Consider the following 14563-nt stretch of genomic DNA (forward strand, 5'->3'; position numbering starts at 1 on the left):
CCGACGCGACGGTCAGCGCATCGTCAAGAAAAGGGACGGGCGACCCCGTGCAGTGGGCCGCCCGCGGCAGTTTCCTGCCATGGAGCCCGTCTGCCCTGCAAGGGCTGACGGACGGAGAGAAGGGTGGAACTGGCCCGGCGGGGAGGGATGGGAGGGGGGCCGGGCCAGCTCCTAACTGGTTCAGAAGCGGACGCTGACACTACCCGCGAAGGTGCGCCCGTTCTTGTAGAGGGCCGAAGGGCGATCCTTCGTGCCGCTATATTGCCTGTAGGTTTCGTCGAGCAGATTCTGGGCGTTGAAGGTCAGCGATATCGCCTCGTTGATGGCGACGCTGGCCGAGAAGTCGAGCTGGTTGTAGGGTGCGACCTTCTCGATCGAGCCGAGACGGCCGATCGTCCGGAAATAGTCGGTGCGATAGTTATAGCTCAACCGTGCTTGGAACGGTCCCTTCTCGAAATAAGGGATGACGTTGACCGTATGCTTCGAGAGATAAGGCAGGTTGAGTGAACCGGAGTCCACAATTCCTGGAATGATCGAGGTGCTGCTGTCCTGGTAGGAATAGTTGGCCTGGATGCCCAATCCGCCCCAGATTTCCGCCTGACCGTTGACCAGGATGCCGTTGACCTTCGCCTTGCCGCCGTTGATCGGGCGCTGGACGCTATAGCCGCTGTCGAGCCTGCCAGTCAGCGAGTTGAACAGCGTAACCCCCTCCTGGCGCGTGTTGATGATATAATTGCTGATGTCGCGGCGATAGAGTTCGAGCGAGAGCAGCGCACCAGGCCGGGGATAATATTCGGCAGTGATTTCGTAGTTGGTCGATTCATAGGGCTTCAGGTTCGGGTTGCCGCCGCCTGCGTCATGCGTCGTATCGTTCTGCGTGATCGATGCCGCCAGATCCTGATAGCGGGGGCGCGAGATCACTTTGGCCACCGCGCCGCGCAGGATCAGCTGCGGGCTGACCTGATAGGCGATGTTGAAGCTGGGCAGGAACTTCAGATAATCGGTGTTGGTGGTGGTTGGCACCGGCACCGGCGTCGGGTCTGCGATCGTAGGCAGCGTCAGCGCATAGTGCGAGATATCCTGCGTGTAGACCAGGCGACCGCCGATATTGCCGCGGAAACCGCCCTGTTCAAAGTTCGCCTGAACATAGCTCGCCGCGATGGTTTCCTTGACCCTGGTCGAGGCGCCGATCTTGTTCACGAGATCGGTGTTGATCGCATTGGCCAGGATGTCGATGACCGACTGTTCGGGCAGGTTCAGGTAAACCGTGGCATTGCCATTGGCCCCGGTGCCGCTGAAGACCCCGCCGGGCGTGGTCAGCGTCTGGACGTTAAGCTGGTTCGCGGTGAGGGATGACTGGAGATAGGTGTTGATGCCGCGTGCGTCGACACGGTTCACGTGCTCGGTATAGCGCGATCCGATCAGCACCTCGGTAAAGGGACCGAAGGAAACGGGAATGGTCGCATCATAGCCTGCGAAAATGTCCCTGTCGGTGGTCACGCTATAATCAAGGCCGCCGATCTGCGCGGCGTTGAGCTGCGTGCCGTTGACCAGCACCGGGCTGCCCTCGATCTGGGCAGGGTTGTTGTTCGGGTTGGTGAAATAATTGGCCGGGTTGGTCAGGTCGCCGACGAAATTCACTTCGGCTGAAGTGGGGGTGATGCTGTAGCTGAAGGGCAGCTTCGTCTGGACGTTGAACAGATATTCCGGATTGCGCCCGCCGCGCGCGCGGCTCCACCCCGCCGTGACGGAGAATTTGGCGCCGCTGTCGCCTTCCCAGTCGGCGTAGAAGTTCAGATTGTCGGTCTGGAGCTTGGTGCGGCGGACCAGCGTGTCGAGCTGCGCGCTCTGGTTGGGAGCCGCGCCGAAGCTGGCCTGCGTCACCACGCCGTTGGATACCGTGGCCGATTGCAATACGCTGCCGGTCCAGGCGCCGGGGATGGTGTACATCGACTGGCTGTAATTGTTGTAATTGCCCTCGATGTGCAGGCCGTTGAGGGTCAGCGTCAGGCTGTCCGTCGGCTTGAACTGCATCGTACCGGAAATGCTGGCCCGTTTGCGCTGCTGCTGGAAATAGGCATAGTTGATGCCGAAGGGCGATGCCGCCTTGTAGAGATCCTCGATCGTGCCGCCGCTGATGGTGGCGTTGGGATTCTTGAGCGAGAGCGCACCGGTCGTGGCATCACGGTTCACGAACGGGCTGTTATAGGTGCCGTCGGCATTGGGCTGGTTATTGTCATAGCCGAAAAACTCAACGCCCGAACGGACCAGGTTCTGCTTGTCATAGGTCGCAGCGACCAGAATGCCGAAAGTCTCGTCCTGATTCTTCCAGCTATAGAGGCCGGATGCGCGGATATTCCCCTTGTCGGCGCGATCATTGTAGGAATAACCCGCCGAGGCGAAGAGCGAATTCGCCTTGAGATCCAGCGGACGGCGGGTGCGCACGATCACGGTGCCGCCAAGGCTGCCGTCTTCGATCCGGGCTTCGGGCGACTTGTAGACTTCGAGCCGGTCGACCAGTTCGGGTGCGAGCAGCGAATAGTTGAAGGTGCGGCTGGACGGGTCATTGTCATTCCCGCCCCAGTCGGCGGAGGCCAGGGCATGGCCGTCGAGCAACATGCGGTTCAGTGCCGGGTCGGTACCCAGGATCGCGACCTTCTCGCCTTCGCCGAAGCGGCGGTCGATGCTGACGCCAGGTACGTGGGACAGGGATTCGGCGACGTTGCGGTCGGGGAATTTGCCGATGTCTTCAGCCGAGATGACGTCGACGACCGCGTTCGCCTCTTTCTTGAGGTTGATGGCGTTTCGCAGTGACGCGCGGATGCCGGTGACGACGATTTCGCTCTGGTCGGCGGCAGGGGCCTGGGCGGCGGGCTGCGTGTCGGCCTGCGCGAAGGCGGCGGCAGGGAGCGCGACGAGCGCGCTGGTGGCGAAAAATACGGTCCGTCGCAATGCCATGAATCTGTCCCCTAACTGGCGCCTGCTGGCGCTACCCTTGTTACCTTGGTCCGTCCGGCGTGCCTGGCCGGCTGGTCCTGCTGAATTTGGTTCTATTCAGGTATTCTTATTCTCTTATTTGGTCTTGTTATTGTTATACGCTACCATCACAAAATCTACATAAAAATGAAATTTCGCGAAAAATTGCGTGATAAAATCAGTAAACGTAGGAAAATGAACGATATTTTATGGGAGTTTGGCCGCATATTGGTATTCTTTCGGTTGCGATCGAGGGGGTTGGTGGACCGTTTGCGCGTCCTCCGATTGAGGGGTTGCGGGCGTGGCATAAGCAGAAAACAAGCGATTCTCAGCGGCAACAGGACGGCTTGCGGCGGCGACGGGATGAATGGTCGGCAGGTTCGATGCTGCATTGGTCCGGTTTTTAGCGCTTGAACAATACCAATCTATAACCTATCACCTGCATTGTGATATGTGGAACCCTCCTTTACGCTCCCTGCCCGAGAGCCGCGTTGCGAATGAGGAGGGTATGACGTCTTTTTCCGATCGTATTGGTCTGCTTCAGGAAGACCTGAGGGTGCCGCTCTACCTTCAGTTGCAGCAACTGGTGCGGCAGGCGATCCAGAGCCGCCTGCTTGTCCAGGATGACGTCATCCCGGCCGAGCGCGACCTGGCCGAGGAATATGGCGTCTCGCGCATCACCGTACGCAAGGCGATTGACGGGCTGGCGCAGGAAGGGCTGCTGGTGCGGCGGCGCGGTGCGGGCACCTTCGTCGCCGCGCGCGTCGACAAGAGCTTTTCCAAGCTCTCCTCCTTCTCGGAGGACATGATGGCGCGCGGACGCCGGCCCAGCAGCGAATGGCTGTCCAAGTCGGTCGGATCGGTGACGCCGGAGGAATCGCTGTCGCTGGGCCTGTCGCCCGGCACGCGGGTCTATCGCTTCCAGCGCATGCGCTTTGCCGACGATGTGCCGATGGCGGTCGAATATTCGACCATCGTCGGCCACTGCCTGCCCTCGCTCGATGCCGTGGTCGATTCGCTCTATACCGCGCTGGAGGCCAATGGCTGCCGTCCGGTGCGGGCGTTGCAGCGGCTGCGGGCGATGCATTTTCCGTCCGAACAGTCGAAGCGGCTCGGTGTCGAAACCGGCCATGCGGGGCTGTTCATCGAACGACGCGGTTTCCTGGCCGATGGCGAGGCCGTGGAGTTCACCCAGAGCTATTATCGCGGCGATGCCTATGACGTCGTCGCGGAGCTAAACGCCAGCTAGTCCGGCAGGTCCGGGCCAAAGGGGATTCAATGCCAGATGTGAGTGTGGAGCAAGGCTGTTCCGCGATGCGCCGGGAAGCCGGTGAAAGTGGCCCATCCTTCGCCCGTTTCCTGGACCGCAACGCCGATACGCTGCGCCGGTTGGGCGAGCGGCTGCGCGCCGATCCCCCCGCCTTCGTCGTGACCTGCGCGCGGGGGTCGTCGGACCATGCGGCGACCTATGGAAAATATCTGATCGAAACCCTGCTGGGCCTGCCGGTCGCTTCGGCGGCGCCGTCCGTCACATCGGTGTTCGCCACCGAATTCCAGCAGACCGGCGCCCTGCTGATCGCCATTTCACAGTCGGGCCGCAGCCCGGACCTGCTGTCCACCGTCGAGCGCTACAAGCGGGCGGGCGCCTATGTGGTGGTGCTGGTGAACGACGAGACGTCGCCGCTCGCCGCCATGGCCGACACGCTGCTGCCGCTTTGCGCCGGGGCGGAAACCTCGGTCGCGGCGACCAAGTCCTTCATAACCTCGATCGCGGGCCTGGCCGCGCTTGCAGCCTATTGGAGCGAGGACGAGGCGCTGGTCGAGGCGTTGCATGCCCTGCCCGCGCAACTGGAGCAGGCCTATGCGCTCGACTGGACGCCGATGGTCGAGGCGCTGGCCGATGCGCGCAACCTGTTCATCGTCGGGCGCGGCTATGGCCTGTCGGTGACGCAGGAAGCCGCGCTCAAGCTCAAGGAAACCTGCGGCCTTCATGCCGAGGGCTTTTCCAGCGCGGAGGTCCGGCACGGCCCGATGGCGATCGTGCATAACGGCTTCCCGGTGCTGGCCTTCGCGACCAGCGACAGATCGGGCGACGATGTGCGGCAGGCGGCGGCCGAATTTGCCGAACGCGGCGCCCATGTGCTGCTGGCCGATCCTTCGGGCAGGCTGCCGGTGCTGGCGGCCCATGCCGTGCTGGAGCCGATCCTGATGATCCAGTCCTTCTACGGCGCAGCGGAAAAGCTGGCCTGGAGCCGCGGTCTCGATCCCGACCAGCCGCCCTTCCTGCGCAAGGTCACCGAAACGCGATGAGCGTGACCGGCTTTCGCAACGGGCGGATATTGACCCGCGATGCCGTGCTGGACGGCGGCGCCTTCGAACTGGACGGCGTCCGGATCGGCGCGATCGCACAGGCGGGCGAGGATGCGCTGGACCTGGAGGGCGGCTGGATCGTCCCCGGCTTCATCGACACGCAGGTCAATGGCGGGGACGGCGTGCTGTTCAACGACCAGCCCGACGTCGATGCGATCGCGCGGATCGGCGCGGCCCATGCGCGCTATGGCACGACCGCCTTCCTGCCGACGCTGATCAGTTGCCCGCTGCCGGTGATCGCGCGGGCGCTGGACGCGGTGGACCGGGCGATCGAGCAGGGCGTGCCCGGCGTTGCCGGCATCCATGTCGAGGGGCCGTTCCTGAATGAAGCGCGCAAGGGCATTCATGACGCCGGGAATTTCCGTCCGCTGGACGAGGAAGCGCTGGCGCTGCTGGCCGCGCCGCGCAGGGGCAGGGTGCTGGTCACGCTGGCGCCCGAACAGAATGACCCCGCCGCGATCCGCAAGCTGGCCGAGGCGGGCGTGATCGTCAGCATCGGCCACAGCAATGCCACCTATGCACAGGCGCGGGCCGCGATCGATGCCGGGGCGACGGGCGTGACCCATCTGTTCAACGCCATGTCGCCGCTGCACCATCGCGAGCCGGGTGTGGTCGGCGCGGCGCTGGAGGACCGGACGCTCTATTGCGGGCTCATCATCGACGGCGCGCACATGCACCCCGCCGCGGCGCGGATCGCGCTGGCGGCGCGGCCGCTCGACCGGTTCCTGCTGGTGACGGACGCAATGCCGAGCGTCGGCAGCATGGACAAGGCCTTCATGCTGAACGGCGAGCGCATCACTGTCGAGAATGGCGTGTGCGTCAATGAATCGGGCACGCTGGCCGGGTCGGACCTCGACATGGCGGGGGCGGTGCGCAACATCCACGCGCTGGGCCTGCCGCTGGAACAGGCGGTGGCGATGGCGGCGGCCAACCCGGCGGCGTTCCTGGGCCTGGGCGGGGAGCAGGGCGTGCTGGCGCCGGGGCTTCGCGCGGATTTCGTCTGGCTGGATCGCGAACTGACGGTTCGCGGCACCTGGATCGGCGGCAAGCGGGTCGCCTGAGCGCCCGCCTTCGCTGCCTTGGTTTGATGGTCCCGGCAGCGATTGCCGGAATTTTGATGCCGCATTTTCCGGGCCGCCGACCGCCAGGGGCCGACCCGGAAATGCACTGAAGGGGACGCAATGGGTTCGATCATCCTCACTTCGCCCTTGCAGGGCTGGGCCACGGCCATAGACGATGTGCCCGACGCCGTGTTTTCCGGCCGGATGCTGGGCGACGGCGTGGCCATCGATCCGATCGGTAATATGCTGCACGCGCCCTGCGACGGCGAGGTGCTGACGCTGCACGCAAGCCATCATGCGGTGACGCTGCGCGGCGAAGGCGGGGTCGAGCTGCTGATGCATCTGGGCATCGACACGGTGGCGCTGGGCGGCAGGGGTTTCGAGCCGCTGGTGGCGGTGGGGGAAGCGGTGACGCGCGGCCAGCCGCTGGTGCGCTTCGATCTGGATGGGGTGGCGCAGGCGGTGCCGTCGCTGATGACTCCGCTGATCGTCACCAATGGCGAGAAATTCCGCATCACCCGCACCGAGACCGGCAAGCTGGTGGGCGTGGGCGAGGGGTTGATCTATCTCGAACCCGCCGAACCGGCGGTGGAGGTGACCCGCGACGATCAGGGCGTGCGGGTCAGCGGCAAGGTGCGCGTGCCGATGGTGCATGGCATCCATGCCCGGCCCGCGGCGCGCGTCGGGGAGACGGCGCGGGCTTTCGTCGCGGAAAGCTGGATCGTCAAGGATGGCTGCGAAGCATCGACCCGATCGCCCATCGCCTTGCTGAAGCTGGGCATCCGTCTGGCGGACGAGGTGGAGGTGGTGGCCAGCGGCGTCGACGCGGACGCGGCGGTCGCGGCGCTCATCGCGCTGATCGAAGGTGGCATGGACGAGCATGACCATGCCGAAGCCGCGCCGGTCGCGGTGGCGGAGCCCGTGGCGCTCGCCATTCCCGAAGGCGCGCTGGCCGGGACGCTGGCGGCGCCGGGCTATGCCGTCGGGCAGGCGCGCTGGCTGCGGGTCGACGACATTGAGGTGCCGCGCGACGGGCAGGGGCTGGACCATGAGACGGAGCGGCTGAATGCCGCGCTGGACAGCATGCGTCTGCGCCTGTCCGATGCGTCGGGGGATGAGACGGGCGCGGCGATCCGCCGTGCCCATGCGGCCTTTCTGGAAGATCCGGCGTTGCAGCTCGATGCCTATGCGCGGATCGGGCAAGGCAGGGATGCGGGCCATGCGTGGCGGCACGCCTGCCGCGCCACGGCCGAGACGATGCGGACCATGGGCGATGCGCGCTTTGCCGAGCGGGCCGACGATCTGATCGACCTGGAGCGGCAGATGCTGCGCATCCTGACCGGGACGCAGGAGGAGGCGTTGCGCTTCGCGCCCGGCACCATCCTGCTGGCCGACGAACTGCTGCCTTCACAGGTGATGGCGCTGGATTCGCATGTCATCGGCCTTGTGCTGGAGCGGGGCGGGCCGACATCGCATGTCGCGATCCTGGCGGCGACCATGGGCCTGCCCGCGCTGGTGGCGGTGGGTCCGGCGCTGGCCGGGATCGCCGACGGGGTGACGCTGATCCTCGATGCGGATGGCGGGCTGGTCCATGCCGATCCGGCGGCGGACCGTCTGGCAGAGGCGCAGGCGGAAGTCGCGCGGCGCGCGGCGGCGCGGGAGGCGGCGGTGGCGGCCGCGGCGGAACATTGCGTCAGCCGCGACGGCGTGCGGATCGAGGCCTTCGCCAATCTCGGCTCGGTCGAGGACGCGGCGATCGCCATGGCGCATGGCGCCGAGGGATCGGGCCTGCTGCGCACCGAATTCCTGTTTCTGGAGCGCGACACCGCGCCGACCGTGGCGGAGCAGGCCGCGCTCTACGGTGCGGTGGCGGCGAAGCTGGAGGGCAGGCCGCTGATCGTGCGCCTGCTCGACATCGGCGGCGACAAGCCCGCGCCCTACCTGCCGATCGCGGCCGAGGACAATCCGGCGCTGGGCCTGCGCGGCATTCGCGTCGGGCTGGCCATGCCGGAGGTGCTGGATGAACAGTTGCGCGCCATCCTGTCGGTGAGGCCGCACGGCCAGTGCCGGATCATGGTGCCGATGGTGGCCAGCGCGGCGGAATTGCTGAAGGTGCGGGAGCGGGTGGCCGCGATCGCCGGCGAAATGGGCCTGGCGCACCGGCCCGAAATCGGGATCATGGTGGAAACGCCCGCCGCCGCGGTGACGGCGGCGACGCTGGCGCGCCATGCCGATTTCCTGTCGATAGGCACCAACGACCTCACCCAATATGCGCTGGCGATGGATCGCGGCAATCCGGCGGTCGCCGCCGGGATCGACGGGCTGCATCCGGCGGTGCTGCAGCTGATCGCGCTCACCACCCAGGGCGCGCGGGCGCATGGGCGCTGGGTCGGTGTGTGCGGCGGCCTGGCCTCCGACCGGCTGGCGATCCCCCTGTTGCTGGGGCTGGGCGTAACCGAATTGTCGGCCGCTCCGCGCTTCGTGCCCGATCTGAAGGCGCTGGTGCGGCGGCTGTCCATAGCGGACTGTCGCGCCCATGCCGAACGGGCGCTGCAACGGGAATCGGCGGCCGAGGTGCGGGCGCTGGCCCGCCGCTTTGAAGGGGAGTTTCTGGCATGAGGAACATTGTCGGAGCGCTTCAGCCCATCGGCCGCGCGCTGATGCTGCCGATCGCGGTGCTGCCGGTGGCGGGGCTGCTGCTGCGCCTGGGCCAGCCCGATCTGCTGGGCATTCCCCTGCTCGCGGCGGCGGGCGATGCGCTGTTTTCCAGCCTGGGCCTGCTGTTCGCCATCGGTGTCGCCACCGGCATTTCGCGGGACGGCAATGGCGCTGCGGGACTGGCGGGCGTGGTCTGCTATCTGGTCGCCATGCATGGCGGGCGGGTGATGCTGAACGTGCCGCCCGAGGTGACCGCCGGGCTGGCCGACGCGGTTGCGCAGACGGTGGCCGACGCCTGGAAGATCAAGGCCTTCGCGCGGCTCGACGTGCCGATCGGCATCAGCGCGGGGCTGATCGGGGGGGCGCTCTACAATCGCTATGCGGCGATCGAGGTGCCCGCCTATCTGTCCTTCTTCGGCGGGCGGCGGTTCGTGCCGATCGTCGCGGGCGGCGCGGGGGTGCTGATGGCGCTGGTGGTCGGCATCAGCTACAGCACGCTCGATACGGGCCTCAGCCTGGCGAGCAAGGGGCTGGTGGCGTCGGGCAGCTTCGGCCTGTTCGGTTTCGGCCTGCTCAACCGGCTGCTGCTGGTGACGGGGCTGCACCATATCCTCAACAATGTCGCCTGGTTCGTGCTGGGCGATTATGCCGGGACCACCGGCGATCTGCGCCGCTTCTTCGCGGGCGATCCGCATGCGGGGGCGTTCATGGCGGGTTTCTTCCCGGTGATGATGTTCGGCCTGCCCGCCGCCTGCCTTGCGATGTACCGGTCGGCGCTGCCCGATCAGAAGAAGGCGGTGGGCGGCATGCTGCTCAGTCTAGCGCTGACCTCCTTCCTGACCGGCGTGACCGAGCCGATCGAATTCAGCTTCATGTTCCTGGCGCCGCTGCTTTACGCTATCCATGCGGTGCTGACCGGCCTGTCGATGGTGCTGATGGACCTGCTGGGCGTGAAGCTGGGCTTCGGCTTTTCGGCGGGGCTGTTCGACTACGTGCTGAACTATGGGCGGGCGACGCGGCCGTGGATGCTGCTGCCGGTGGGCCTTGCCTATTTCGCCATCTATTATGGCGTGTTCCGTTTCGCCATCCGGCGGTTCGACCTGGCCACGCCGGGGCGGCAGGCCAGCCGGGATGCGGTTGCCGAGACCGCCGGGGGCCAGCGCGGCGGCGCCTATCTCCGGGCGCTGGGCGGCGCGGCCAATCTGCATACGATCGGCGCCTGCACCACGCGGCTGCGGCTGGTGGTGCTGGATCAGGCGGCGGTGGACGAAGCGGCGCTCAAGGCGCTGGGGGCGGTTGCGGTGCTACGTCCCTCGGCGCAAGCGGTGCAGGTGATCATCGGTCCCATGGCGGACCAGATTTCCGAGGAGATCCGCCAGGCCGCGGCCCATGATGCGCCGGTTGCCGGGCAGGCGGTGACCGCAGCGGAGGCGGCTGCGGTCGAGCCGGTCGCGGAAATCGTCGAGGCGCTGGGCGGCCGGGATGCCATCGCCGCGGCGCAGATGGTGGCCGGGCGGCTCCGCATCCTGTTGGCGCGCGAGGCGAGCGTAGCGCGTCTGGAGCATGTCGATTGCGTGCGGGCCTTTGTGCAGATCGACGCCCGGACCCTGCATATATTGGGGCGGGGCCTGATCCGGCCGTGACGGGAAACGATCCGTAGCCAGTTTGGCGTCTGGAAGTTGTCATTTTAGTTGCTATGTGCAACGCAAATCGATCAGCCAAGGACAAGCCCATGACCCGGCCCGCCAGACAAGCCGCCATTCAGCAGCGCAGCGCTGCATGGCCGATGCCGCGCATCGCGGCGCGGGTGGAGGAAAGGCTGGCGAAGCTGCTGCTTCCGGCCGTGGCGGTCGCCGCCATGGTGCTGTTTTTCAGCCTGATCTACGGAATGGTGGATGATCTGCTGGTTGCGACCGTCATCGCCACGGTGGTGCCGATGATGTTCCTGCCGCTGATCCGCAGGGAAGGGGTCAGCTGACCCCTTCACCCTCCAGCGCGTCCATGGCGAGCACCACCGCGCCCAGCGGTCCCGCCTGGTCGCCGAGCAGCGGCGCGGCCACGATCCCGCCGATGCTGTCGCTGTCGACATGCGGCAGATAGCCCCCCAACTGCGCCACGACCTTCTCGCGCACCTGATCCAGCAGCCCGGTGCGCCCCATGCCGACCCCGCCGCCGATAAGCACCTGCCGCGCCGCCGTGCCGAGCAGGATGGTGGAGACGAGATGCGCGATGTCGCTGGCGACATGATCCCAGCGCGGGTCCTGGGGATCGATTTCATGACCGGGCACGCCGAAGCGCCTGGCGAGGGCCGGGCCGGAAACCAGTCCCTCGATACAGTCGCCATGGAAGGGGCAACTGCCGGCAAAGCTGTCGCCTGCCGCGCGCGGGACCCGGATATGGCCGATTTCCGGATGCATGGCGCCGTGCACTGCCCGGCCATTGAACGCAAAGCCGCCGCCGACACCGGTTCCGATGGTGATATAGCAGAGGCTGTCCGAAGGCACCGGACCCTGTGCGCCTGCGCCCCAACGCAGTTCGGCCAGCGCGGCGCCATTGACGTCGGTGTCGATCGCCGCCGGGCCATCGAAAGCTGCCGTCAACGTACCGAAAATATCGGCCCCGGCCCATCCCGGCTTGGGCGTGGGGAGCATGATGCCGAAATCCGGCGCATGCGGGTCCAGGCGAACCGGCCCGAAGCTGCCGATGCCCATGGCCGCGAACGGCGTTTCGGCGTTCCAGCCTTTCAATATCTCCACCGCCCGTCCAAGCGTGTCGGCCGGGTTGGTGGTGGGGATCATCTCCCGATCCAAAATGGCGCGGCCGCGGGCGCGCAGCACAAAGACCTTGGTTCCGCCGAGCTCTATCCCGGCCAGCATCGATTCTGCGTTCATCGGGGCGTTCCAACCATATCGGCCGGGCCGTCTCAAGAGGAAACTGGGTCTGTTCGCGCCGATGGCCGTTCGGTGGCGGGGTTCGTTAAAATCGGGCTCGCTCGCAAGGCATTCGATAATGGACCTGTGCAAGGATGGGGCTTGCGATCGCTGCGATGCCCAACCGGGCCGGCAGCGTCTCCGCTCCGCCTTCACGTCCTGCGCCGGATCAGCCGGTGCCGATTCTCATCCTGATTTCATGCGGCATTGGCCGCCCTTCGGCTCTCCCGGTCGATATGACGCTTGATATCCTGTACGAAGCGGGAATGGCGTACGCCCCAGAGGAAAAGATTCTGGATCAGGTTGCCGGCAAAGCGGCAAGGGCGTTTGATCTGGATCAGCAGGATATAGCGATCCTCATCCGTCTCGTTCCACACCTCATGGTTGAACATGTCATCGAAGATGAAGGACCGGCCTTCTTCCCAGGACATGACATGCAGCGTCTCCCCCTGCTCGATGTGCATCCGGCATTTCTCGCGCTCGCGCGGCACCTTGAGCGCGAGATGGTAGGTCAGCATGCCCTTGGTCATGCCCCAGTGGCGCGGAATATGCCCACCGGCCTCCATGACGGAGAAATTGGCGGTAACGAGCCCCGGCACCTTATCGATCAGCGCGGCGGTGATCGGCGCGCGGGCGCAATTGCCCTCCATCCGGTAGCCATAGCCCTTGAGGAAGAGGGTGCGCCATCGCCGGTCCGCCGCGATGCGGCCATGGTCGAAGGAAATATCGCCCAGGGAGGGAATGTCAGCCGCACGGATCCGGACTGCCTCGTCCCGAATGTCCTGCCAATGCCGTTCAAGCGCTGAAACCCAGGGGAAGTGGCTTTTGTCGAACAGGGCGTTATCGGGGACCAGCGAGTTGCGCATGATCAGCCGGTCGACCTTCGGACGCAATTCCTTGCCGATCTGGAACAGGGACTTGCCGACGAAGGGGAGCTTCCAGCCCCGGGCATTGACTTTATCGTTCCATTTCAAACCGATATTCCCTCAAGGAACGGCGACAGCATTGATCATGCGCTATGAGGCCGGCGCCGCTTTCCGTCAACATCCTCGCGCAGCGGGCGCGGGTGGAGGAACCCGCGGGTGCGGCAGGAGGATGTGGTGCCGTGGCCGAACCGGCTTCGACCGGGGTGCCATGGCTGTCGGAATCGGAAAGGCGGCTGCATTATGGCTGGACATTGGCGATAAACTCGGGAGAGGAATGCATGGCCGATAGATGGCATGGACAGCGGAGCGGGCGATATCTGCAACGACGACGACATGATATGTGCTTTGCGGAGAGGCTGGTCCCATCCGATCCCTTCCCACAGGCTCGATTTACGGTAAGCGACCTCCGATGGCCCTTTCCCATTCGCGCGCGGTGCCGCCACCGGGCGCAGTCATCCTTGATATCTCGCGCCTGATTTCCAGGGTGCATTATTCCACGCCATCGGGGGTGGACCGCGTGGAAATGGCCTATGCGCGGGGCCTTCTGAAACATTATGGCGACGGCCTGGCCTTTGCGGCGGTCCATCCTTCCGGGCTCTATGGGCGGCTGTCGCGCCAGCCGGTCCTTGCCTATCTCGACGAGCTGGAAAGCCGTTGGTCGAGCCAGGACGCTGGTCCGCACCGGCGCTCGCTGGCGTCATCCATGCCCTGGCTTGTTTCCCTGCTGCCGTCGCGAGTTGCGAGCCGCTCCGCGGACGCGGTCTATGTGCAGGCCTCTCCGCACCATCTGACCCGCGCGCACCAAGTGCGCCGGATCCTGGCGCGCGAGCAGGCCCGCTTCCTGTGCCTGGTGCATGATCTCATTCCCATCGAATATCCCGAATATGCCCGAGTCTCCGGCGACCGGCAGCACCGGCAGCGGATCGCGACCATTGCCGCGCTCGCTGACGGGGTGATCGTCAATTCCGCCGCCACCGGACGGTCGTTGCAACACTGGTTGGAGCGGACCGGACGGAATGTGGATATGCATGTCGCCCTTCTGGGGACGGAACCTCTGGCCGCCGCCCAGCCCTTCGAGCAAGCGGACGGGCGGCCCTATTTCGTCTGTCTGGGCACCATCGAACCGCGCAAGAATCATCTACTTCTGCTCAACCTGTGGCGCCATATGGCGCAAACGCTGGATGCTGGGAGCGTGCCGCGCCTCATCGTCATCGGGCGCCGGGGATGGGAAAATGAGCAGGTGGTCGACATGCTGGAGCGATGTCCCGCCCTGAAGGATCATGTCGAGGAACTCAATGGCTGTTCCGACGCCCGCATGGCCGGCCTGTTGCGCGGCGCGCGCGCTTTGCTGATGCCTTCCTTTGCGGAAGGCTACGGGATGCCGGTGGCCGAAGCGCTATCCGTCGATACGCCGGTCATTTGCAGCGATCTTCCGGCTCTGCGCGAGGCGGGAGGAGATGTGCCCGACTATCTGAACCCGCTGGACGGGCCGGGGTGGCAGGCCAAGATTCTCGACCATGCCATAAGGGGGCCTTGTCACGCCGCCCAGATGCAGCGCCTACCCCATTGGCATGCGCCCAGCTGGGACGAGCATATCGCCATCGTGGCCGATGCGATTGCGGCATTGCAGGCCCGCGCCTGA

General features: G+C 65.7%; 10 protein-coding genes. 7 read left to right on the forward strand and 3 right to left on the reverse strand.

What is annotated here, in order from left to right; translation table 11 throughout:
* Positions 1–180: 180 nt before the first annotated feature.
* Positions 181–2958 (reverse strand): TonB-dependent receptor, encoded by a 2778-nt coding sequence (locus MJ601_RS08910; RefSeq protein ID WP_242125463.1) that lies wholly within the window; start codon positions 2956–2958, stop codon positions 181–183.
* A gap of 526 nt (positions 2959–3484) precedes the next feature.
* Between MJ601_RS08910 and MJ601_RS08915 the strand changes: the two genes are divergently transcribed.
* From MJ601_RS08915 to MJ601_RS08940, 6 genes are all read left to right on the forward strand, one after another.
* The gene (locus MJ601_RS08915) at positions 3485–4225 is read left to right on the forward strand and encodes a GntR family transcriptional regulator (protein WP_242125465.1); all 741 of its coding nucleotides are present in this window, start codon (positions 3485–3487) and stop codon (positions 4223–4225) included.
* A gap of 29 nt (positions 4226–4254) precedes the next feature.
* Positions 4255–5286, forward strand: a complete 1032-nt coding sequence (locus MJ601_RS08920; protein ID WP_242125467.1) for an SIS domain-containing protein — start codon at positions 4255–4257, stop codon at positions 5284–5286.
* Complete coding sequence (gene nagA, locus MJ601_RS08925; protein ID WP_242125469.1) at positions 5283–6407, forward strand: N-acetylglucosamine-6-phosphate deacetylase; 1125 nt, start codon at positions 5283–5285, stop codon at positions 6405–6407. The genes MJ601_RS08920 and nagA overlap by 4 nt, the downstream gene beginning before the upstream one ends.
* A 120-nt stretch (positions 6408–6527) precedes the next feature.
* Positions 6528–9026 (forward strand): phosphoenolpyruvate--protein phosphotransferase, encoded by a 2499-nt coding sequence (gene ptsP, locus MJ601_RS08930; protein ID WP_242125471.1) that lies wholly within the window; start codon positions 6528–6530, stop codon positions 9024–9026.
* Complete coding sequence (gene nagE / locus MJ601_RS08935; RefSeq protein WP_242125473.1) at positions 9023–10708, forward strand: N-acetylglucosamine-specific PTS transporter subunit IIBC; 1686 nt, start codon at positions 9023–9025, stop codon at positions 10706–10708. Before ptsP ends, nagE begins: the two co-directional genes overlap by 4 nt.
* Positions 10709–10797: 89 nt before the next feature.
* Entirely contained in the window at positions 10798–11043 is a 246-nt protein-coding gene (locus MJ601_RS08940; RefSeq protein WP_242125475.1) for a hypothetical protein, read from the forward strand.
* On the opposite strand, the gene MJ601_RS08945 is transcribed toward MJ601_RS08940, so the two are convergent.
* Both MJ601_RS08945 and MJ601_RS08950 read right to left on the reverse strand, forming a co-directional pair.
* Entirely contained in the window at positions 11036–11941 is a 906-nt protein-coding gene (locus MJ601_RS08945; protein ID WP_242125547.1) for an ROK family protein, read from the reverse strand. The genes MJ601_RS08940 and MJ601_RS08945 overlap by 8 nt on opposite strands.
* Before the next feature lie 251 nt (positions 11942–12192).
* A complete protein-coding gene (locus MJ601_RS08950) occupies positions 12193–12969 on the reverse strand; it encodes an aspartyl/asparaginyl beta-hydroxylase domain-containing protein (RefSeq protein WP_242125477.1) in 777 nt (258 codons plus the stop codon).
* Between the two features lie 361 nt (positions 12970–13330).
* Between MJ601_RS08950 and MJ601_RS08955 the strand changes: the two genes are divergently transcribed.
* Positions 13331–14563 (forward strand): glycosyltransferase family 4 protein, encoded by a 1233-nt coding sequence (locus tag MJ601_RS08955; RefSeq protein ID WP_242125479.1) that lies wholly within the window; start codon positions 13331–13333, stop codon positions 14561–14563.

Origin of the sequence: Sphingobium trunci (assembly GCF_022664535.1) — a bacterium.
Classification (GTDB): Bacteria; Pseudomonadota; Alphaproteobacteria; order Sphingomonadales; family Sphingomonadaceae; genus Sphingobium.

Excerpts from the sequence above, each read along its gene's own strand:
- MJ601_RS08910 (WP_242125463.1), bottom strand. The coding sequence starts at position 2,958 with ATGGCATTGCGACGGACCGTATTTTTCGCCACCAGCGCGCTCGTCGCG.
- MJ601_RS08915 (WP_242125465.1), top strand. The coding sequence starts at position 3,485 with ATGACGTCTTTTTCCGATCGTATTGGTCTGCTTCAGGAAGACCTGAGG.
- MJ601_RS08920 (WP_242125467.1), top strand. The coding sequence starts at position 4,255 with ATGCCAGATGTGAGTGTGGAGCAAGGCTGTTCCGCGATGCGCCGGGAA.
- nagA (WP_242125469.1), top strand. The coding sequence starts at position 5,283 with ATGAGCGTGACCGGCTTTCGCAACGGGCGGATATTGACCCGCGATGCC.
- ptsP (WP_242125471.1), top strand. The coding sequence starts at position 6,528 with ATGGGTTCGATCATCCTCACTTCGCCCTTGCAGGGCTGGGCCACGGCC.
- nagE (WP_242125473.1), top strand. The coding sequence starts at position 9,023 with ATGAGGAACATTGTCGGAGCGCTTCAGCCCATCGGCCGCGCGCTGATG.
- MJ601_RS08940 (WP_242125475.1), top strand. The coding sequence starts at position 10,798 with ATGACCCGGCCCGCCAGACAAGCCGCCATTCAGCAGCGCAGCGCTGCA.
- MJ601_RS08945 (WP_242125547.1), bottom strand. The coding sequence starts at position 11,941 with ATGCTGGCCGGGATAGAGCTCGGCGGAACCAAGGTCTTTGTGCTGCGC.
- MJ601_RS08955 (WP_242125479.1), top strand. The coding sequence starts at position 13,331 with ATGGCCCTTTCCCATTCGCGCGCGGTGCCGCCACCGGGCGCAGTCATC.